A 19902-nucleotide genomic window follows, 5' to 3' on the forward strand; every position below is an offset into this window, starting at 1 on the left:
GATGGGGTTATGCCGAAGGACATCTCGCAGGATCAGCCGACTACGCGTCGGTACAGCGCGGAGGAAAAAGCAGCAGCGGTGCGGATGGTGCGCACCCTGCGTGCTGAGCTGGGGACCACTCAGGGCACCGTGAAGCGGGTGGCCGAGCAACTGGGTTACGGCACCGAGTCGGTGCGGACCTGGGTCAAGCAGGCCGACGTCGATGACGGCCAGATCCCGGGCGTCACCACCGATGAGGCCGCGAGAATGCTGGCTTTAGAGCAGGAGAATCGCGAGTTGCGCCGGGCCAACGAAATTCTTAAGAGGGCTGCTTCTTTCTTCGGGGCGGAGCTCGACCGCCAACACAAGAGGTAGTCGCCTTCATCGACACTCACCGTGATGACCTCTTCGAGGGTCGCAAGATCGGGGTCGAGCCCATTTGCACCGTCCTGCGTCAGGCAGGAGTGCAGGTGGCCCCGAGCACCACCGCGCCGATCACGATGTTCAGCCACGCCGCATCCAGCTCGCGCACCAGGAACGCCGCCGGGACGGACCCCACGAGCGCCATCGGCAGGAAGATCAGGTACCGCCGCCAGTCCACGTCCTTGAGCACGGCGAGCATGATGAGGAAGCCGGAGACCACCGTGGTCGCATTGGTCACGAACACTCCCAGCGCCGGGCCCATCAGCAGCGCCAGCACGGGGGCCACCACCAGCCCGACGCCCGTCCCGGACAGCCGCTGCAGGATGGATCCGACCAGGATGGCGGCGATGGCCGCGAACACGATCCCCAGAGTCACTCCCCCATTCTCCACCCGGCCTCCACCCGGTCAGCCCAGCGGCGCGGGAATCAGGACTTCTTGGCCTCGCGGAACAGCAGCCAGACGAGGTATCCGCCGCCGACCGTCACAGTGACGATTCCCACCGGCATCTGGATCCCCGGCAGCGCGTGCTGGGCCACGAGGTCGCTCAGCAGCAACAGGGCCGCCCCGACCAGCCCGGAGGACACCAGGGACACCCGCCCCGAGCCGGTCAGCCGCCGGGCGATCTGGGGCGCCGCCAGGGCGATGAAGCTGATGGGCCCGGCCGCGGCCGTGCACACCGCGGTCAGGGCCACGCCCACCACCATGAGCATCAGCGTGGCGCGCTCGGTGGCCACGCCCTGCGCCGCGGCCGCGTCGTCGCCTAGCTCCAAGGCCTGCAGCGGCCGGGACAGGGCCATCAGCAGCGGCAGCAGGACCACCGCGAAGACCGTCAGCAGGGCCGTCCGCTCCCAATCCGCGTTGTTCAGCGAGCCGGCACCCCAGACAGAGGCCACCATGGCCAGCTGCAGCTCGGCCTTGAGGATCAGCCACGTGTTGAACGCGGAGAGCATGGAGGCGATGCCGATGCCCACGATGATCAGCCGGAAGCCCTGGATCCCATTGCGGAAGGCCAGCAGGTACACGACGGCGGCCGTGGCCAGTCCCCCGGCGAAGGAACCCACCGCGGTGGAGGCGAAGCCGCCGCCCAGGAACAGGATGGCCCCCAGGGCACCGGTGTAGGCGCCGGCGTTGAAGCCGATGATGTCCGGGCTGCCCAGCGGGTTGCGCGTGAGCGACTGGAACACCGCGCCCGCCATGGCCAGGAAGGCCCCGACGACCACCGCCATGATGACCCGCGGCAGCCGCCACTCCACCACCACGAGCTGGTCCTTGGTGGTGCCCTGCCCGAACAGCGCGGCGACCACGTCCCCGGGCAGCACCCGGTAGCTGCCCAGGGCCATGGCGGCCACGGCGGCGGCCAGGATGACCACCACAAGCACCAGGCCGATCGCCGCCGGGCGCAGGCCCACGAGCCCGGACACCAGGTGGCCGCCGTCCCGGGCGAAGCGGCCGGCGCGGACCGTCAGGACCCGCCGGCCGGCGTCGTAGGCGGGGGTGTCCGTGGTGATCACAGCGTGCTCGCCGTCTTGCGCCGGACCAGCCAGATCAGCACCGGGGCGCCCACGAACGCGGTGATGATCCCGACCTCGAGCTCCTCCGGCCGCGCCACCACGCGGCCGATGATGTCCGCGGCCAGCAGCAGCACCGGGGACAGCAGCACCGTGTAGAGCAGGATCCACCGCTGATCCGGGCCCACGATCCACCGGCACACGTGCGGGACCATCAGGCCCACGAAGCCGATCGGTCCGGCGGCGGCGGTCGAGGCACCGGCGAACACGGTCACGGCGGCGACCACGAGCACGCGCGTGAAGCCCAGGTTCACGCCCACGGATCGGGCGTTGTCATCGCCCAAGGCGGTCGCGTTGAGCGGCCGGGCGACCACCACGCAGATCAGCACGCCCAGTCCCATGCACACCGCCAGCAGCGGCAACGGCCCGTAGCCCACGGCGGCCAGGTTGCCGGCGGCCCAGCGCCGCATGGCGTCCAGGGTGCCGCCATCCAGCAGCACGAGTCCCTGGGTGATGCCGGCCAGCACCGCGCCGAAGGCCACGCCGGCCAGGGTCAGCTTCACCGGGGTGCCGCCCGAGCGCCCGCGCGAGCCGAGGTAGTAGACCACCACGGTGGCCGCGAAGGCCCCGCCGAAGGCATACCAGATGAACTGGCCCATCCCGGCGGCGCCGAAGAACGCGACGCCCAGCACCACGGCGAAGGAGGCACCCGCGTTGACGCCGAGCACCCCGGGATCTGCCAGCGGGTTGCGGGTCAGCGCCTGGATGAGCGCCCCGGACAGGCCCAGCCCGATCCCGATCAGCACGCCGGCGATGGTCCTCGGGACGCGGAACTCGATGATCGCGGCCTGGTCGGCGCTGCCGTCGAAGGCGGTCAGCGCGGCCCAGACCGTGCCGGGGTCCACCAGGCGCGCACCGATCAGCAGGCTGGCGAACACCAGCACGACGGCGGCCACCAGGCACGCGAAGGCACCCCACCCGCGCTGGGCGTTGGCCCGGGCCAGGCCGGCACCGGCGGGGGCCGCGTCCCGCAGGGCCGCTCCCGCCGGTGCCGGGGCCTTCGTGGCCACCTCAACGGCCACCTCAGAGGCCACGGGCGGCGTAGGCCTCATCGACCTCATCGATGATGTCCTCGACGTCGCGGTGCTGCTCCTGGTCCCAGAGCTGCTCCAGCCAGTTCCGGAATTCCGGCCCCTGGGCGTCGAAGCGGGCGCGCCACTCCTCAGCCTGGTCCGTCCAGTAGCCGATGACCTTGAAGGCGGTGGCGGGCAGCCCGAGCTCGCGGCGCAGGTACTTCCGGGCGTCCCGGGTCACCCGGGTCTCCCCGGCCACCCACACATAGCCGGGGCCTTCGGGCAGCGTGGTCCCGCGCAGCACCTCGGCCAGCTGGCTGGGGCCCAGCCCGTTGCCGCCGTGCAGCCAGGCCACCTCGGCGCCCACCGGTGCGGCGATCCGCTGTTCGTCGCCGGCCCCGGAGACCTCGAGCACGGCCCGGGTGGCGATGCCGGCCGGAGCGTCCTCGATCAGCCGCGCGGCGGCGGGCAGCCCGGTGGCATCGGCGAGCAGCAGCTGCCAGGTGGCCCCCGCCGGGAGTTCGTAGAGACCGGTGGGGGTGTTGAAGCCCACCGGGTCCCCGGGCCGTGCCGCCAGCGCCCATTCCGCGGCCACCCCGCCGGGGTGGCACACGAAGTCGACCGTGACCCGGCCGGCGTCGGGATCCACGGAGCGGATGGTGTAGGTGCGCATGGGGCTGGGCTCCACACCGTCCGGGTAGGTCCAGGAGTCTTCGGTGGCCTCCGGGTACACGGGCTCGCGCCGGCCGGGCTCGGGCAGGAACAGGCGGATGTACTCGTCCCCCACCCCGGTGGTGGCGAACCCGGCCAGGTCCTCGCCGCCGAGCACGATCCGCATCATGCCCGGGGTCAGGCGCCGGGTCTCGAGGACTTCTGCGTGATAGATCCGCTGGGGCAGGGCGTCGCTGCGTCCTCGGGTGCTCACGGCAGCAGCGCCTCCGCAACGGTCTCGAGCAGGGCCGTCTGCCCGCTGGGCGAGCCGAAGTTCATCTCCATCTCAAAGGTGTGGATCTCCTCGTTCGCCACGAAGTCCAGGGACTGCCACACGGTGGAGTCCCGCAACGGCTGGGCGGTGTTCAACTCGGTGTCCTCGCCGTCCGCGCCCACGGAGGTGAACACCACGTCGATGCCCTCGAGCCGGTCGATCTCCTCCATGCTCAGGTCTACACCGTCCACGCCGGCGTCCTTGGCAAGAGGGGCGACCTGCATCCCCAGGTCCTCCAGCGTCTGGCAGATGGGGCCGTAGCAGCCGGTGGACACCTTCCCGTCCCAGTAGTACACCGCGGCGACCACCGGGTCCACGCCGGCCTGCTCCAGCTCGACCTTGAGCTCCTCGGCCCGCTCGTTATAGGAGTCCGTCCAGGCCTGGTACTCCTCCACCCGGTCCAGGGCCTCGGCGGTCTGCTTGAAGTGCACCTGCCAGTCCTGGCCGTCGAAGCCGTTGTAGTTGTAGGTCGGGGCGATCGGGTTGAGCTTCTGCGGGACCGTCTCGTCGTAGGCCAGTCCGCTGAGGATGAAGTCGGGATCGGCGTCCACGACCTTCTCGTAGTCGTACTCCGGATAGTTCGCGAACGGGGTGATGTCCGCCAGCGGTTCCTGGGGGAAGAACTCCGGGAAGGTGGTGTAGCCCGCGTCCCCGCGGATCGGCTGCTGGTCCGCCAACTGGATGCCCAGGGTGATGAGGATGTCCACGTCCGTGGTGTAGAAGCCGAGGGCGCGCTGCGGTTCGGCGGGGACCTCGGCGGTGCCGAACTCGTTGTCCACGGTGATGGTCTCGGTGGATGCCGGGTCCCCGCCCTCTGCGTCATCGGTGGTGGCGTTTCCGGCCGAACAGGCGGTGAGCAGGACGGCGGCAGCCGCGAGGGCGGCGGCGCCGCGGAGCGTGGTGGAGCGAGCGAGCATGGTGATCCAGTTCTGTGGGTGGTGCCCGGCCGGTGGGAGTCCCGGCCGGGGTGAAGGCCTGCCGGGAGCGATACCGGAAATTAAGCAAGCCTTACCTATTGCCGTACTCACTGTAGGGCCGGGACATAGCGCAATCCGGACGACCGGTGGTGCCGGGCGGACAATTCAGTCCACGGAGACGCCGGTCGAGGTGGCGCTGGGGCAGGGTGGCGCGGCTACTCAGCGGTAGTCATCGGTAACGGCGCGCGTACTCCTCCTGCAGCGCCCCGGGGGTGAGCCCCGTCTCGCGGCGGAAGACGGCCACAAAGGCACTGGCCGACTGGTACCCCGCGTGGCGGGCCACCGAGCCGACGCCCATGCCTCCCGCGAGCAGGGACACGGCCACCCGCAGCCGGGCCTGCAGCCGCCACTGCGCGAAGGTCATGCCGGTCTCCCGCACGAACAACCGGGACAGGTTGCGGCCGCTGGCCCCGACGCGCAAGCCCCACGCCTCCAGGGTCGAATCGTCCGCCGGATCGTCCAGGATGCCGCGGGCGATGGTGCGCAGCCGGTCATCGGCGGGCAGGTCCGTGCCGATCGCGAGCAGATCCACGGGGGACAGCAGCCGGCAGGCCAGGCTCTCGGTGTCCCGGCGCAGCGGCAGCTCGCAGTCGGCGGAGCCCAGGTACCCGAGCAGTTCCTGGACCACGGGAGGCACGGTCACGGCCCCCACGGTGCGGCGCAGGGCCGGAGCCAGGTCGACATGGAAGAAGCTGCACTTGAACTCGGAGCGGGGCCCGGCCAGCACCGCGTGCTCGATCCCCGCGGGCAGATACAGGCCCACGCCGGGCGGGACCATGTACACCCCGCCCGGGGTCTCCACGGCGAGGGTCCCGCGGCTGCCCCAGAGCACCTCGTGGAAGTGCTGGTGCCAGTGCGCCTCCCACTGCTTCCCCTCGGGGTTGCCGTGGGTGTAGGTGAACGCGCGGTGGAAGCGGGGGCAGTCCACCTCCGTGCAGTGCAGGGTGGCGTCGGTGGGCGGCATGTGGTGCTCCACCTCGGCGCCGTCGGCGGGCTGGGCTGCTGGGGAGCGGGTCAGAGTCAGGGGCACGGGGTCAATTAGAGCACAGCGCCCTGACGTTATGAGCTTCGGTTGAGCCGCGGCCTGCCCATCGGCACCACCATGGGGGTCAGGGTGATGGGATCATCGATCACCACGCAGGCCATCCCGAAGACCTCCTGGACGAGTTCGGCCGTGACGATCCCGGCGGGGTCCCCCTCGGCCACGATCATCCCGTCCTTCATCACGATCAGGTGGGTGGCGTAACGGCAGGCGTGGTTGAGATCGTGCAGCACCGCCACGAGGGTCTGCCCGCGGTCCTCGTTCAGCTCCCGCAGCAGCTCGAGCAGCTCGATCTGGTGGGCGATGTCCAGGAAGGTGGTCGGCTCGTCCAGCAGCAGCATGGGCGTCTGCTGGGCCAGCACCATGGACACCCACACGCGCTGGCGCTGGCCGCCGGAGAGTTCGTCGACCTGGCGGCCGGAGAGGTCCACCACGTTGGTGGCGCGCATGGCGTCCACCACGGCGGCCTCGTCCGCTTCCGTCCACTGCCGCAGCAGCGACTGGTGCGGGTACCGGCCCCGGGCCACGAGGTCCGCCACCGAGATCCCGTCCGGGGCGATCGAGGTCTGGGGCAGCAGGCCGAGCTTCTTCGCGACGTCCTTGGCGCGGTAGGAGGCGATCGACTCACCGTCCAGCACCACGGCCCCCTCGGCCGGCTTCAGCAGCCGGGACAGGGCCCGCAGCAGGGTCGACTTGCCGCACGCGTTCGGGCCGATGACGACCGTGAGTGAACCCGGCGGGATCTGGACGGACAGGTCCCGGGAGATCACGCGCTCGTCATAGCCCAGCGTGACGGAATCGGCGTAGAGGTCCATCAGGTCCGTCATCTCGGTCATACTGCATCTCTCGTTCGGCGGTCGTGCGGCGGTCGTGCGGCGGGCACCCTCAGTACACCACCGCCGGCGGCCGGCGCCGGAGGGTCTGTCCGGTTTGCGCTACACCTCGTCCGGTGGCGGTCTTGCCGCGCCACCGTGGCCGCTGGGTACCGTCAACAGGTGCCCCCTTCAGAATCCTCCCCCGGCGCCGGACCACCGGTCACGACGCCGGCCGGTGCCTTCGCGCTGGCCATGGTCCGGGAGGGACGCGGCACCCGGTTGGGCGTGTCCTCCCTGCTCCTGATGGCCCACCAGGTGTGCGAGGCGCTGGTCCCGGTGCTGATCGGCGTCGCGGTGGACCGGGCCATCCGCCCTTCGGACCCGGTGGCCCTGCTGTGGACCCTGCTGGCGCTGGCCGCACTGTTCACGGCCCTGACCGCCAGCTGGCGGATGGGCTTCCGCCTGACCACCACCGTCTTCACCCACGGCCAGCACGCCCTGCGCCAGCGGATCCTCGGGCGCGTGCTGCACGCCCGGAAGGACGGTCACCGGCAGGGGTCGGGCACGGTGCTGAGCATCGCGACCTCGGACACCGCCATGACCTCGGCCCTGAGCTGGACGGTGGCCGAGCAGCTGGCGGCCCTGGCCGCCCTGGTCACGGCGGCGGTGTCCCTGCTGCTGATCTCCTGGCCCCTGGGCCTGGGGGTGCTCGTGGCCACGGCCGTATTCCTGGTGGTGATGCACCTGGTCACCAAACCCCTCGAGGAGCGGACCTCCCGGCAGCAGGCGGCTGCCGCCGAGGCCACCCACGTGGCCACCGACCTGGTCACGGGCCTGCGGGTCCTGCAGGGCATCGGCGCGGTGGGACCGGCCGCCGAGCGCTACCGCGCGGTCAGCCGCAGGTCCCTGGACGCCGCCCTGTCCCGGGCGCGCAGCCACGCGGTGTTCAACGCCGTCACCGTGCTGCTCTCCGGGCTGTTCCTGGCCGGCATCGCCTGGGCTGCCGCCTCCCAGGCCGTGGCCGGGACCATCACCGTGGGCCAGCTGGTCGCGGTGGTCGGGCTGGCCCAGGTGATCCGGGACCCGATGTCCATGCTGTCCTTCTTCGCCGCCGAACTGGCCGGAAAGCGCGCCGCCGCGGTCCGGGTGGCCGACGTGCTGACCGGCCCCGGCGGTTCCGCCGCGACCACCGGCCACACCGGCGCCGGCAGCGGGCCCGGCCCGGCCGGCGTCGTCCTCCAGGCCGGCACGGGTGACTCTGCCTGGACCGTGGAGCTGGCCGAGGACCGGATCGTGGGGGTGGCCACTGACGGCGCCGCCGCCCAGCGGATCGCGGACGCGCTCTCCGGGCGTGCCACCCCGGGACCCGGCATGCCGCGCGTCCTCACGGCCGATCCAGCCGCCGGCACGGTTGACCCGGATGCGGAGGGCCTGCGCCGGCGGGTCTTCGTGGCCGGGCACGATGCCGCGGTGTTCACCGGCACCGCCCGGCACAACCTCTTCACCGCCCGCATCCGGCCGGAACTGCTCTCCGCGGCCGCGGCCGACGAGGTGCTGGAGCACCTGCCCCGTGGACTGGACTCGCAGGTCGGCGAGCAGGGCCGGTTCCTCTCGGGCGGCCAGCGGCAGCGGCTGCTACTGGCGCGGGCCCTGCACCAGCCCCAACCGTTCCTGGCCCTGGTGGATCCCACCAGCGCGGTGGACTCCGTGACGGAGGCCCGGATCGCCGAGGGGCTGCGCCGGGTCTGCTCGGGAGGGCTGCTCCTGGTCACCACGAGTCCCTTGCTGCTGGGCATCTGCGACGTCGTGGTCCACACCACCCAGGAGGCCGATCGTGTCCAGCACTGACGCGGCCGCCCACGCAACCACTGAGCCCGGGGCCACCCATCTGCCGATCGCCGGCGGCAAGGGCACCTGGCGGTACTCGCTGCGGGTCTTCGGGCGCCGGCCCTGGCTGCTGGCCGCCACGGCCGTGGTCATGGCCGGGGCGTCCCTGGCCGGCCTGGCCACCCCGGCGGTGCTGGGCTGGATGGTGGATGCCGTCGTCACCGGCCGCGCCGCCGCGCTGCCGTGGGCCGCCGCGGTGCTGGCCGGGGCCGCGCTGCTCTCGGCCGGGCTGGCCGCCGCGGGTGCCGTGATGATGGCCACGGTGGGCCAGCGCGGGCTGGCGGAGATGCGCGAGGAGGTGTTCGGCGCCGCCGTCGCCCAGCCGCCGGAGGCCGTGGAGCGGGCCGGTACCGGGGACCTGGTCTCCCGCGTGTCCGATGACGTCGAGGCGGTCAACACGGCCATCGGCGGGATCCTGCCGACCTTCGTCTCCGCCCTGTTCACGGTGGCGCTCACCCTGGGAGGCCTGGGACTGATCGACCTGCGGTTCGCCCTGGCCGCCGTGCTGTGCGTGCCGATCCAGTGGTTCGCCCTGCGCCGGTTCATGCGGGCCTCGGCCCCGCTGTACCGGACCATGCGGATGGCCGAGTCCGAGCGGGGACAGCACGTGCTGGAGGCGGCCGGCGGCGCCGACACGGTCCGCTCCCTCGGCCAGGAGACCCCCGCCCTGGCGCGGGTGGCCGAGGCCTCCCTGCGGGCGATCTCGCTGAGCCTGTCCTCCGTGGTGGTGCGCAGCCGGTTCTTCGGCCGGCTCAACGTGGCCGAACTGGTGGGACTGGCCGCGGTACTCACCACCGGCTATCTCCTCGTGGCCGCCGATGCCGTCACGGTGGGGGCCGCCACGGCTGCTGCCCTGTTCTTCCACCAGCTCTTCAACCCGATCGGGGTGCTGCTCGCCAACGTGGACGAGCTGCAGAAGGCCGGCGCCGGGCTCGCCCGGCTGGTGGGGGTCGCGGAGTCCTCCACAGTGGACGACGCCGGCCCGCCCGGTTCTCCCGGTCCTCCGGCCCCGGCACCTCCGGCCGGTGGGGACGGCGGGCTCGTGGTGGACCGGGTGGCCGCCGGGTACGAGCCGGGCCGGCCCGTGCTGCGGGACTTCTCCCTCACGATCCCCCGAGGCCAGACAGTGGCCCTGGTCGGCTCGAGCGGTGCCGGGAAATCGACCCTGGCGCGGATCCTGGCCGGGAGCCTGCCCTCCGAATCCGGCACCGTGGCCTGGCGCGGCGCCGCCCGCACGCTGGGGAACACCACCGTACTGGTCAGCCAGGAGGTGCACGTGTTCTCGGGGACCGTCGCGGAGAACCTGCGGCTGGCCCGTCCCAGCGCCACGGCGGCCGATCTCCAGACGGCGGTGGCCGACGCCGGTGCCCAGTGGATCGCGGACCTGCCCGAAGGGCTGGACACCGTGGTGGGGCAGGACGGGCACCGCCTCCACGGCGATCAGGCCCAGCATCTGGCCCTGGCCCGGGCCCTGCTGACCGATGCCCCGGTGGTGATCCTGGACGAGGCCACCGCCGAGGCCGGTTCGGCCTCCGCCGGTGCCCTAGAGCGGGCCGCCCTGCGGGTGGCGCGGGGCCGGACCGCCGTGGTGGTGGCCCACCGGCTCAGCCAGGCCGAGCGCGCCGACCGGGTCCTCGTGATGGCCGAGGGGGCGATCGTCGAGGACGGCACCCACGAAGAACTGTTGCGCCGCGGGGAGACCTACGCGCGGTTGTGGGCGGCGTGGACGGCCCGCGCGGACTGAGCTGCGCAGGAGCATCCCGCAGGCCGGATGAATCCGCCCGGCGGCGCCCCGCTCACGACCACCCCATCGTGTACAGCCGTGCCAGCGCGTGTTTCAACGGCGTCGCCAGGACCCCGCGCGCGGTGGCGTCCCGGATCCCGCGGGGGACAGCCGTCAACGGCCGGCCCAGCACCATGTTGGTCTCCGCCTGGCGCGCGGCCGCGAGCGCGGCGCGCCTGCGATGCCGCTCGAATACCCGGAACGGCTCTTCGCGGTTCGTGGTGAATGACCCTGCTGTGGCGGGTATTCACGCTACGGTTCTCGCGGCGCTGGTGAGCAGGATACGCGTCCGGTAGTTCTCCGCGTTGCGGAATCCGCGGCCGGTGCGTTTGATGTTCTTGATGCCGGTGTTGCCCGCTTCGACCTTCGCGGTGGTTGCGCCGGTGACGATGAGGACCTCGATGGCGTCCCACCAGGTCACGACGGTGTCGTAGAGCTTCGTGGCCTCGGGCATGTTCGCGATCTGGACGAAGTAGCCCATCCGCATCCGCTCCTGCCAGGCCTGGGCGAGAGTGTCGGTGGCCAGCAGGCGTCGGAGCTGCTCCTTGATGCCCCAGGAGGCCGAGAGCTCGTCGGTGGGGTCGTCGGTGCGGAACACCCTCTCCAACCGCTCCCACGCCCTCGGGGTCAGGGTGTCGCCGCCGCGCAGCAGCAGCATCCGGTGGGCCCAGGCCGGGTCGTCCTTGCGGCCCCGACGACCGCGATGGGTGCGGGCCAGGCGCTGCCTGACGGTGGTGACCATGTCGTTCCCGAGCTTGACCAGGTGGAACTTGTCGACCGAGACCGCGGCGCGAGGCAGCCAGGTCCGCAGCGCCTTGCGGAACGCGGCCGAGGGATCGATCGCGACGATCTCGATCCGCTCCCGCCACTGCTCAGAGCGCTGCGCGAGCCAATCCCCGACGGCCCTGGAGTCCCGGCCGTCGACGATGCCGAGGACCTGCCCGGTGGCCAGGTCGACCAGCGTCGTCATCCACGGCTCGAACCGTCTCCAAGCGCCCTCGTCGGTGCGGAACCAGCGCACTGACCGGTAGCGGTGCTCATCGACCCCCAGACGCCTGACCCGCACGTCGTCGACGTCAGGCAGGACCACTGCGGCGGCGCTGAGGGCGGCCTGGACCAGCCACCACGAGACGCCGTGGGCCCGGGCCACCTCGGAGGCTGCACGGCCGGAACGGATCACGGCAGAGACGACCTGGTCCCGCAGTCGGGTCGTCGAGCGTGCGTATCGCGGGATCTGCTCGGTGGCCTCGGCGAACGTGCCCCGGGCACAGGCCGGCTCCAGACAGAACCAGCGCCGCTTGGCCCACACCACCACCGCTGCGCCAGCGACGGGAACGTCCCGGACCTGCTGTGACCGGCGGGAATGGACCTTCGTCGCCAGCACGCCGCAGGACGGACAGCCCGGCGGGACGGTCGAGGCGATCACCACCCGCCGGCCCCCGTCGGGCAGGTCGACGGCATCGATGACGCGGTAATTGGGCAAGTTGAAGATCGTGCTCGCAGCATCACGCTGCGAACCAGTACTCTCGTGCACAGGCTCGTGGTCCTCTGAGATTCGGATGTCTTGACAACACCCATCACAGCAGGACCACGAGCCGTTCTACGTCAACGACGCGACGCTCCCCATCACCACGAACCGGGAAGAGCCCGCATCCCGGGCAGCGACGTAACGCCGCACCGTCTTCGCATCCACCCCCGCCAGCCCCGCCGCCGAATGCGCGGACCCCGTGGCGTCGAACGCCTCCAGAATTTCCATGATCTCCCTGTCAGACTTCTTCATGCGTCCCTCCGGTGGGTACCTGCTCGTGGTGGTAGAAGACCTCGAGCAAACCCCGGAGGGACGCGCATTTCGGGACCGACACGGCCCGATCCCAGGACCACAGACAGGGAGATCAACTGTCCGTCAGCAGGGAAATCCGTGTCCGCCTACAGGGAGATTGGCATGTCCGCTAGCACTGCCTGGAATTGATCAGGGGGCAAGCTGCCTGTCAGGCACCTCTACATTCTTTCGAGGAATACGGCAATGAAAATGCTGCATACCCATACTGCGATGAGAATAGCCAGCTCGAACGCTCGGAGCGGTCGACTCTGGTGGACCGTGCGTTTCGGATGGGCACCGAAACCACGAGTGTCCAGGGCGAGAGCGAGCTCATCGCTATGCCGGAAACTTGCCACGAGAACTGGCAGCGTCGTCCGCAGTAATAATCGCGTCTGTCCACGAATGCTCCCGCGGGCACGTAGTCGAGCCATCCTGCGGGCGGTGCGCAGGTCAGCTCGCATGAGCATAGTGAAACGTTCCCCGAGTAGCACGGTGTCCATGACCCGATAGGAAACACGGAACCGATCAATCAACGAGTCTGCCAGCACCGGCCAGTTCACATAGAAAAACGGCACCACGAGTAGGGCGCTGAGTGCAACGATACGCAACGCCCCGTTCGTCGCGGCCTCTAGAGGCAGCCACAGGCCCATCCCGACCCAAAGAACCAGGGATAGCGCGCCAGCCGCCGCGATAAAGACAGCGGCAAAGCGGGGTTTCGTCACCACTGTCACCAAGAGACAGCACGCCAGCACTGTAATACTGAACCAGGGCCGTTGGGCGAGCAATACCGCGAGCTGTGCGGGAACGGTGAGCAATACGATAATCAGCGGATGCGGAACCCACCTGCGGGAGTTGAAGCGGGTCATATCTGCCAGACCCCTTTGACGATTCCGGTTTGTAGCTCGATGTGATGAGTGGCGATGCCGCGGAAGGAGCCCGCATCATGCGTCGCGATGACGGCGACGCGATCCTGAGCATTTCCTGCTAACAGCGCACGAATCTGTGCTGTGCCAGTCACATCCTGTGCATTCGTAGGTTCGTCCAGCAGGAGAAATGCCGGTCTTCCGGCGACGGCGAGGAGCACCGAGAGCCGCTGTCGTTGCCCGCCCGATAAGTGCTGCGGATGCACTTCGGCCAGACACAAGAGCCCCGCCCGGTTCAACATATCGTCGATCTCCGCGGCACTAGAACGCGCCCCCGGTGGTAATGCCAGGTGTAGCTCCGTCCGAACGGTGTGGGCGAACATGAGCTCGCTCCCGCGTTGTGGCAGGTACCCAATGCCTCTGGTGAGCCTTACCCGCCGTGACGGATCGATGTGCCCGCGCACCCCGCGTTTCTCGCCGGCAAGCGCATCCAGCAGGCTGGTCTTACCCGCGCCGTTTGGGCCCAGCAGCAGCGCGATTGCTCCTCGGGGAAGTGTGAGGGTGGCGTCTCGCAACAACAGTGCGCTGCGTCTGGCGACCGTAAGAGCCTGGGTTGTCAGACCGGGTGCTGTCTGGTGGACGGTCAACGCGCCGAAGTCTGTGTCACTGCTCGAGGTCTCTTTTGCGGGTAGATGCACGCCGATTCTGCGGCAGAAGTCTACGTTCTCACCGTATACACTGGCGGGCTTGTCGTCGAGCGCGATTCTGCCGTTCTCATCGAGTACGATGACCCGATCGGTATGTTCCAGATGTGGGTCCGGACGGTGGTCGAACGCCACGACGGTGAGCTGGCGAGCGGACCGAATCTCCCTGATGATTTTTCCGAGCCGGTGGCTTGCGGTGCGATCCAACTGTGACGCGACCTCGTCGAGCACCAGGATAGGCGCTCGCAGCACGAGTGCTGACGCGAGGGCAAGTCGCTGTTGTTCGCCGCCCGAGAGGGTCAGTGGGTTACGGGATTCGTCAATGTGGCTCAGACCGACGAGGTGCAGGGCTCTGCGCGCCCTGAACGTGGCCTCGTTGGGTGCTATGAGTTGGAAGTCGAGGCCGGCACGGACTTCTGCCAAGACGGTGCTGGCGAAAAGCTGGGTTTCTGGGCGCTGCCAGACCGCAGCGATCGTACCGGAGCGTTGGGCTGAGTCTAGGGTTGCAAGCTGGGTTCCGTTCATGCTGATGCTGCCTGCAACCCGAGCTGTCGTCATATCTTCAAGCACCCCGACCAGTGCGTGTGCCAGACTTGACTTACCGCAACCGGTGGGTCCGGTGATGAGCGTGTAGCTCCCGCTGACCAGCTCCAGGTAAGGTATATTGAGCACCGGATTTGCGCCATCGTAGGCGATTGTGAACTGCTGTATCCGTACGTTGTAGCGGCCAGGGTCGGCCGAGTTCGGGAGGCTCATGCGACGACGATGCGCTGTGGGTTCACATTTGCACGTAGCAATCCGATGGTCATGACCCAGGCGCCCCACCCGTAGAGCACGCCAAGTCCAACCCGAATGATGAGGGCGAGTAGCTTGATGCTGGGGTCTAGCAGCAGAAACTCTTGGTAGAAGAACATGAAACCGAAGCTCATCAGACTCACGATTGCGCAGGCCAGGATGGCCCACCACAGCCAGAACTGGGACCGGGCAGGGGGCCAGGTGGGCTGGGTTTGTGAGCGCAACCGTCTGGTAATGAAGAAGGTGAGTTCGATGACGATGCCCGCGCACAGGGCGAGTGCGCCGAAGCCTGCGACGGTTGTGACAATCGAGGTGAGCAGCGCCGCGCCGCTGCGTTGAATCAGCAGGGCGGCGATGAGGATCCCCAGAAACCAGGGGACTGGTGCCGGGAATGCTAGCCACGGGACCGTGGCTTGTAATGCGACCCCGAGAATTCGTGATACGTGGACGATGATCGCGCCCAGCGCGCCGAGTACAACGAAAGTCAGCAGAGCACGAGTGGAGAATCTGTCGGATTTCAGGCTCGTAATTCTTGTCTCGCCGTTCACAGTTCGATCTCGAAGTCGTCGGTATCGGTGAATGCGCGCCCCGCTGCGAGCCCCTTTTGCGTTGCCCGGAGTCTGGCGAAGTCCAGCCGGGTGTTCGTCATCCCATATTTCCAGTAGCCGAATACCTGTGTTTGCTCGGACAGTAGTCCGAGATGGTGTTTGCAGCGGTGGCGAATTTCGCGCATATCTTCCCGTTCGCCGGCCGCCCACACGCTGGCGTCAGTGGTGAGATCGAATTCGGCGAAAGCAGTGGCCAGTGGGTATTGGCCGTGCGGCTCTACTCGAAACGCGGTGATGGGTTCTGCTAATGCGGAGATCTCCTGTTGCAGGATAGCAAACTCATCCTCCGGGACGGCAGCAAAGACGAAAGTCTCGTCCACGTGGGGCATGGTGCGCAGGAGCCGCGTCGCCGCGGGGAGCGCAGAGGAGTCGGCAAGCAGCACCCGCGGGGTGCCCTCACCGGGGGTGCGGTGCGGGCGTGGTCCGACAATGTCAATGCGGTCGCCAATCCTGAGCTGCGCTAGCCAGCGCATCGCAGGAGAAGCTTCGGCGTGCACTACGAGGTCTATTTGCGCGGTGCGGGTTGCTGGATCGATTTCCACGAGTGTGTATACCCGCGTCGTGGTCTTTGGTACCCCGGGGATTGCGGCGAATTCCTCGGGTGGTTCCGGCAATGCGACGCGGACCGTGGGATTTGCCAGAGTCCATTCGTTGAGTGGGTCGTCGCCAGAAATCGTCGCTGAGATACGAGTGAGTTTTCGTGCGCGGTGCTCAATTGCGGTGACGGTCAGATAGCGGTCCTCGAGCCCCTGCTGATGATCGGGGTGTTTGAGTACCTCGAGTAGTCCTGCGAGCTCGTCTTGGGTGAGGTTGATCGAATCTGTCATGTTGGCCCCGTCAGTATGATGTTAGTAAGGCTAACCTTACTTCTAGTTTGGCGTGGACGCAATCGGACATGGCAGGATGGCGTTATGAGGCTCTTCTCGAACGAGGGTGTAGTCCGTTGAGCGCGTCGCTGTCCGTGTAGGAGTCGAGGTCTCCCTGAAGATGGAAGTTCCTACACTGCCCACCCGGAAGACCTCGACATGTCCCACCCTACTTTTGATGCGCCCTGCCTGACCACGTTCTGCCGCCTCGACGAGCTCGGTCTCCAAGCCGTCGGACAACACCTGGAACCCGACCGAGCGATGCTCCAATGCCGAGTCGTTGAACCAGACCAGTGGTGCCAGCACTGCGGATGTGAGGGGACGCCACGGGACACGGTGGTGCGCAGGCTCGCGCACGAACCCTTCGGACACCGACCCACGACGCTGCTGATCCGCGTGCGTCGTTACAAGTGCTCAGGATGCGGCCGGGTGTGGCGCCAGGACACGACCGCAGCGGCGCCGCCGCGGGCAAAGATCTCCCGCGGCGGTCTGCGATGGGGACTGGAAGGACTCGTGGTGGACCATCTGTCCATCTCCCGCGTCGCGGCAGGACTGGCCGTGTCATGGTCGGCCGCGAACGACGCGATCCTCGCTGAAGGCACACGACAACTGATCGATGACCCCCACCGCTTCGACGGTGTCACCACGATCGGTGTCGACGAGCACGTGTGGCGCCACACGAAGCGTGGCGACAAGTACGTGACCGTGATCATCGATCTGACCCCGGTGCGTGAGAAGACCGGACCTGCCCGGCTGCTGGACATGGTCGAAGGCCGCTCCAAAGCAGTCTTCAAGCGGTGGCTGGCTGCACGCCCGCAGCAGTGGCAGAACGGGATCGAGGTCGTTGCGATGGACGGATTCACTGGGTTCAAGACCGCCGCCGCCGAAGAGCTTCCCGACGCTGCTCCGATCATGGATCCATTCCATGTGATCCGGCTTACCGGGGACGCGCTGGAGAACTGTCGGCGCCGTGTTCAGCGCGATGTGTTCGGTCGTCGGGGTAGGACTGGTGATCCGCTCTACCGGGTCCGCCGGACTCTGCTGACAGGAGCGGGTCTTCTCACCGAGAAGCAGCATGCGCGACTCGAGGAGGTGTTCGCCGACCAGCGCCATGTCGAGGTTGAAGCGACCTGGGGTGTGTATCAGGACATGATCACCGCGTATCGGGAGACGGACCGCGGGCTGGGGAGGTTCTTCCTGCAGCACACGATCGACCGGATCTCCACGGGGGTGCCCGTGCAGCTGGTCGAGGTCCGCAAGCTCGCTCGTACGCTCAAGCAACGAGCCGCTGACGTCCTCGGCTATTTCGATCGGCCCGGGACCAGCAACGGCCCGACGGAGGCGATCAATGGCCGACTCGAGCATCTGCGCGGGATCGCGCTTGGGTTCCGGAACCTGAGGCACTACATCGACAGGAGTCTGCTCGAAGCCGGCGGTTTCAGACCTCGACTACACCCTCGTTCGTGAAGAGCCCGCAAAGGGGCAGCTCATTCGGTGCGAGGCGCTGACAAATTAGTCAGTGACAGCCTGGCCACTGCCAAACGCATCATCGATCCCGATACCCCTGTGTTGGCGCGGTTTGATTCGGCCTTTTATAGTGCCAACGTCGCCAAAGCAGTCCGCGCGGCTGGAGTCCACTACTCAGTGACCCTGCCCCAAAACGCTGCCGTGAAGAAAGCTATTGCTCACATCCCGGCCGAGGCCTGGAGAGGGATCAATTACCCACAGGCGATCTATGACGACGAAACGGGTCGATGGATCTCTGATGCGCAGGTGGCTGAAATTGATTTCACCGCCTTCTCGTCCAAAGCCCAAGAGGAGCAACTGGCTGGCCGGTTGGTGGTCCGCCGCATCCCGGAACTCAATACCACCAAACTGGCAGCCGCTCAAGGCCAGCTGTTTGACACGTTCCGTTATCACGCCTTCTTTACTACCGTCGAACAATCTGTCTTGGATACGGTGGCTGCAGACAAAGTCCACCGTCAACATGCCGTCGTCGAGCAGGTTTTTGCTGATCTCAAAGCCGGGCCATTAGCCCACATGCCCTCCGGGCGGTTTTATGCCAACGCGGCCTGGCTAGTCATCGCGGCCATCAGCCACAATCTGCTGCGAGCAGCAGGCAGTGTTGCCGGCTCTTCGCGGTTCGTGGTGAATGACCCTGCTGGGACGGGTGTTCACGCTACGGTTCTCGCGGCGCTGGTCAGCAGGATACGCATCCGGTAGTTCTCCGGGTTTCGGAATCCGCGGCCGGTGCGTTTGATGTTCTTGATGCCGGTGTTGCCCGCTTCGACCTTCGCGGTGGTCGCGCCGGTGACGATGAGGACCTCGATCGCGTCCCACCAGGTCACGACGGTGTCATAGAGCTTCGTCGTCTCGGGCATGTTCGCGATCTGGGCGAAGTAGCCCATCCGCATTCGCTCCTGCCAGGCCTGGGCGAGGGTGTCGGTGGACAGGAGGCGGCGGAGCTGCTCTTTGATGCCCCAGGCAGCGGAGAGCTCGTCGGTGGGGTCATCGGTGCGGAACACGTCCTCGAGCCGCTCCCAGGCCCTCGGGGTCAGGGTGTCGCCGCCGCGTAGTAGCAGCATTCGGTGCGCCCAGGCCGGATCCTCCTTGCGACCTCGACGGCCGCGATGGGCGCGGGCCAGGCGCTGCCTGACGGTGGTGACCATGTCGTTTCCGAGCTTGACGAGGTGGAACTTGTCGACCGAGACCGCAGCCCGGGGCAGGTAGGTCCGCAGCGCCTTGCGGAACGCGGCCGAGGGATCGATCGCGACGATCTCGATCCGCTCCCGCCAGGCCTCGGAGCGCTGGGCAAGCCAGTCCCCGACGGCCCTGGAGTCGCGGCCGTCGACGATGCCGAGGACCTGCCCGGTGCCCAGGTCCACCAGCGTCGTCATCCACGGCTCGAACCGTCTCCAGGCCCCCTGATCCGTGCGGAACCAGCGCACCGACCGGTACCGGTGCTCATCGACCCCCAGACGCCTCACCCGCACGTCGTCGACGTCAGGCAGGACCACCGCAGCGGCGCTGAGGGCGGCCTGGACCAGCCACCACGAGACCCCGTGGGCCCGGGCCACCTCGGAAGCTGCACGGCCCGAGGTGATCACGGCCGAGACGACCTGGTCCCGCAGCCTGGTCGTCGAGCGGGCGTAACGGGGGATCTGCGGCTCTTCGCAGATGAGGGTGTAGCTGCGGAGTGTGGGGTGGGCGCGTCGGTGCCGGGATAGACGTCGAGGTCTCCCGATGATGGAAGTTCTCACGCTCGCCATCAGGAAGACCTCGACGTGCCCAACGCTACCTTCGACAGCCCCGATTTGACGACCTTCGCGCGCCTGGACGAACTCGGTCTGGTCGCCGTCGGTCAACGCCTCTCGGCCGAGCGGGCGGTGCTCGAGTGTCGACTCGCGGAGGAAGATCCGTGGTGCCGCGCCTGCGGGGCGAGGTCGACCTCGCGCGGCACGATCACTCGTCGCCTCGCTCACCAGCCGTTCGGCCACCGCCCCACGACCCTGCTGGTGCGGATCCGGCGCTACCGGTGTGATCACTGCGGCAACCGCTGGCGAGAGGACACCACCGCCGCCGCGCCCGAGCGGGCGAAACTCTCCCGCGGCGGGATGCGGTGGGCACTGGAAGCCCTGGTCATCGATCACCTCACGATCGCAAGGATCGCCGCCGGGCTCGGGGTTGCCTGGCACACCGCCAACGACGCCGTCCTGGCCGAGGGCCAGCAGCTGCTGATCGATGACCCAGCCCGCTTCGACGCCGTCCGCGTGA

17 protein-coding genes, 3 pseudogenes and 1 other annotated feature are annotated in these 19902 nt (G+C 68.4%); of the genes and pseudogenes, 6 read left to right on the plus strand and 14 right to left on the minus strand.

What is annotated here, in order from left to right:
• Positions 1-9: 9 nt before the first annotated feature.
• Positions 10-464: pseudogene (locus ACT3UF_RS19690) on the plus strand (transposase); the annotation flags it as partial.
• Positions 309-458 (plus strand) — a sequence feature (AL1L pseudoknot). It overlaps the preceding pseudogene by 150 nt.
• On the opposite strand, the gene ACT3UF_RS19695 reads toward ACT3UF_RS19690, so the two are convergent.
• From ACT3UF_RS19695 to ACT3UF_RS19725, 7 genes are all read right to left on the minus strand, one after another.
• On the minus strand, positions 434-793 hold the full coding sequence (locus tag ACT3UF_RS19695) for a TSUP family transporter (RefSeq protein WP_444608474.1): 360 nt from the start codon (positions 791-793) through the stop codon (positions 434-436). The pseudogene ACT3UF_RS19690 and the gene ACT3UF_RS19695 overlap by 31 nt on opposite strands.
• Positions 794-828: 35 nt before the next feature.
• Entirely contained in the window at positions 829-1914 is a 1086-nt protein-coding gene (locus tag ACT3UF_RS19700; protein WP_444608475.1) for a FecCD family ABC transporter permease, read from the minus strand.
• Positions 1911-3023 carry a FecCD family ABC transporter permease gene (locus tag ACT3UF_RS19705; protein ID WP_444608476.1) on the minus strand — a complete coding sequence of 371 codons (1113 nt, stop codon included), beginning with the start codon at positions 3021-3023 and terminating at the stop codon, positions 1911-1913. Before ACT3UF_RS19705 ends, ACT3UF_RS19700 begins: the two co-directional genes overlap by 4 nt.
• Positions 2995-3909, minus strand: a complete 915-nt coding sequence (locus tag ACT3UF_RS19710) for a siderophore-interacting protein (RefSeq protein ID WP_444608477.1) — start codon at positions 3907-3909, stop codon at positions 2995-2997. The genes ACT3UF_RS19705 and ACT3UF_RS19710 overlap by 29 nt, the downstream gene beginning before the upstream one ends.
• Positions 3906-4886, minus strand: a complete 981-nt coding sequence (locus tag ACT3UF_RS19715; protein ID WP_444608478.1) for an ABC transporter substrate-binding protein — start codon at positions 4884-4886, stop codon at positions 3906-3908. The genes ACT3UF_RS19710 and ACT3UF_RS19715 overlap by 4 nt, the downstream gene beginning before the upstream one ends.
• A gap of 229 nt (positions 4887-5115) precedes the next feature.
• Complete coding sequence (locus ACT3UF_RS19720; RefSeq protein WP_444608479.1) at positions 5116-5976, minus strand: AraC family transcriptional regulator; 861 nt, start codon at positions 5974-5976, stop codon at positions 5116-5118.
• 29 nt (positions 5977-6005) lie between these two features.
• The gene (locus ACT3UF_RS19725; RefSeq protein ID WP_444608480.1) at positions 6006-6824 is read right to left on the minus strand and encodes an ABC transporter ATP-binding protein; all 819 of its coding nucleotides are present in this window, start codon (positions 6822-6824) and stop codon (positions 6006-6008) included.
• Between the two features lie 159 nt (positions 6825-6983).
• Here ACT3UF_RS19725 and ACT3UF_RS19730 point away from each other — a divergent pair, with 159 nt between their 5' ends.
• Complete coding sequence (locus ACT3UF_RS19730; RefSeq protein WP_444608481.1) at positions 6984-8651, plus strand: ABC transporter transmembrane domain-containing protein; 1668 nt, start codon at positions 6984-6986, stop codon at positions 8649-8651.
• Positions 8638-10434 (plus strand): ABC transporter ATP-binding protein, encoded by a 1797-nt coding sequence (locus tag ACT3UF_RS19735; RefSeq protein ID WP_444608482.1) that lies wholly within the window; start codon positions 8638-8640, stop codon positions 10432-10434. Before ACT3UF_RS19730 ends, ACT3UF_RS19735 begins: the two co-directional genes overlap by 14 nt.
• A gap of 286 nt (positions 10435-10720) precedes the next feature.
• Here the strand turns inward: ACT3UF_RS19735 and ACT3UF_RS19740 are convergent, their stop codons facing one another.
• From ACT3UF_RS19740 to ACT3UF_RS19765, 6 genes are all read right to left on the minus strand, one after another.
• Positions 10721-12007 (minus strand): ISL3 family transposase, encoded by a 1287-nt coding sequence (locus ACT3UF_RS19740; RefSeq protein ID WP_073884858.1) that lies wholly within the window; start codon positions 12005-12007, stop codon positions 10721-10723.
• Positions 12008-12073: 66 nt separating this feature from the next.
• A complete protein-coding gene (locus ACT3UF_RS19745) occupies positions 12074-12253 on the minus strand; it encodes a hypothetical protein (RefSeq protein ID WP_444608484.1) in 180 nt (59 codons plus the stop codon).
• Between the two features lie 218 nt (positions 12254-12471).
• The gene (locus ACT3UF_RS19750; protein WP_025388378.1) at positions 12472-13158 is read right to left on the minus strand and encodes an energy-coupling factor transporter transmembrane component T; all 687 of its coding nucleotides are present in this window, start codon (positions 13156-13158) and stop codon (positions 12472-12474) included.
• The gene (locus tag ACT3UF_RS19755) at positions 13155-14615 is read right to left on the minus strand and encodes an ATP-binding cassette domain-containing protein (protein ID WP_006821247.1); all 1461 of its coding nucleotides are present in this window, start codon (positions 14613-14615) and stop codon (positions 13155-13157) included. The genes ACT3UF_RS19750 and ACT3UF_RS19755 overlap by 4 nt, the downstream gene beginning before the upstream one ends.
• Positions 14612-15202, minus strand: a complete 591-nt coding sequence (locus ACT3UF_RS19760; protein ID WP_006821246.1) for a hypothetical protein — start codon at positions 15200-15202, stop codon at positions 14612-14614. Before ACT3UF_RS19760 ends, ACT3UF_RS19755 begins: the two co-directional genes overlap by 4 nt.
• Entirely contained in the window at positions 15199-16089 is an 891-nt protein-coding gene (locus ACT3UF_RS19765) for a siderophore-interacting protein (protein ID WP_006821245.1), read from the minus strand. The genes ACT3UF_RS19760 and ACT3UF_RS19765 overlap by 4 nt, the downstream gene beginning before the upstream one ends.
• A gap of 198 nt (positions 16090-16287) precedes the next feature.
• Here ACT3UF_RS19765 and ACT3UF_RS19770 point away from each other — a divergent pair, with 198 nt between their 5' ends.
• A complete protein-coding gene (locus ACT3UF_RS19770; protein WP_029154009.1) occupies positions 16288-17595 on the plus strand; it encodes an ISL3 family transposase in 1308 nt (435 codons plus the stop codon).
• An 18-nt stretch (positions 17596-17613) separates the two neighbouring features.
• Positions 17614-18351: pseudogene (locus tag ACT3UF_RS19775) on the plus strand (transposase); the annotation flags it as partial.
• Here the strand turns inward: ACT3UF_RS19775 and ACT3UF_RS19780 are convergent.
• Positions 18303-19292, minus strand: a pseudogene (locus tag ACT3UF_RS19780) (ISL3 family transposase); the annotation flags it as partial. The pseudogenes ACT3UF_RS19775 and ACT3UF_RS19780 overlap by 49 nt on opposite strands.
• Before the next feature lie 120 nt (positions 19293-19412).
• Here ACT3UF_RS19780 and ACT3UF_RS19785 point away from each other — a divergent pair.
• Positions 19413-19902, plus strand: a 490-nt coding sequence (locus tag ACT3UF_RS19785; protein WP_444608483.1) for a transposase family protein, incomplete at its 3' end; no start/stop codon positions are given.

Source organism: Brachybacterium sp. AOP24-D1-21, assembly GCF_052378665.1.
Classification (GTDB): Bacteria; Actinomycetota; Actinomycetes; order Actinomycetales; family Dermabacteraceae; genus Brachybacterium.

Excerpts from the sequence above, each read along its gene's own strand:
- ACT3UF_RS19705 (WP_444608476.1), bottom strand. The coding sequence starts at position 3,023 with ATGAGGCCTACGCCGCCCGTGGCCTCTGAGGTGGCCGTTGAGGTGGCC.
- ACT3UF_RS19715 (WP_444608478.1), bottom strand. The coding sequence starts at position 4,886 with ATGCTCGCTCGCTCCACCACGCTCCGCGGCGCCGCCGCCCTCGCGGCT.
- ACT3UF_RS19725 (WP_444608480.1), bottom strand. The coding sequence starts at position 6,824 with ATGACCGAGATGACGGACCTGATGGACCTCTACGCCGATTCCGTCACG.
- ACT3UF_RS19745 (WP_444608484.1), bottom strand. The coding sequence starts at position 12,253 with ATGAAGAAGTCTGACAGGGAGATCATGGAAATTCTGGAGGCGTTCGAC.
- ACT3UF_RS19750 (WP_025388378.1), bottom strand. The coding sequence starts at position 13,158 with ATGACCCGCTTCAACTCCCGCAGGTGGGTTCCGCATCCGCTGATTATC.
- ACT3UF_RS19755 (WP_006821247.1), bottom strand. The coding sequence starts at position 14,615 with ATGAGCCTCCCGAACTCGGCCGACCCTGGCCGCTACAACGTACGGATA.
- ACT3UF_RS19765 (WP_006821245.1), bottom strand. The coding sequence starts at position 16,089 with ATGACAGATTCGATCAACCTCACCCAAGACGAGCTCGCAGGACTACTC.
- ACT3UF_RS19770 (WP_029154009.1), top strand. The coding sequence starts at position 16,288 with ATGTCCCACCCTACTTTTGATGCGCCCTGCCTGACCACGTTCTGCCGC.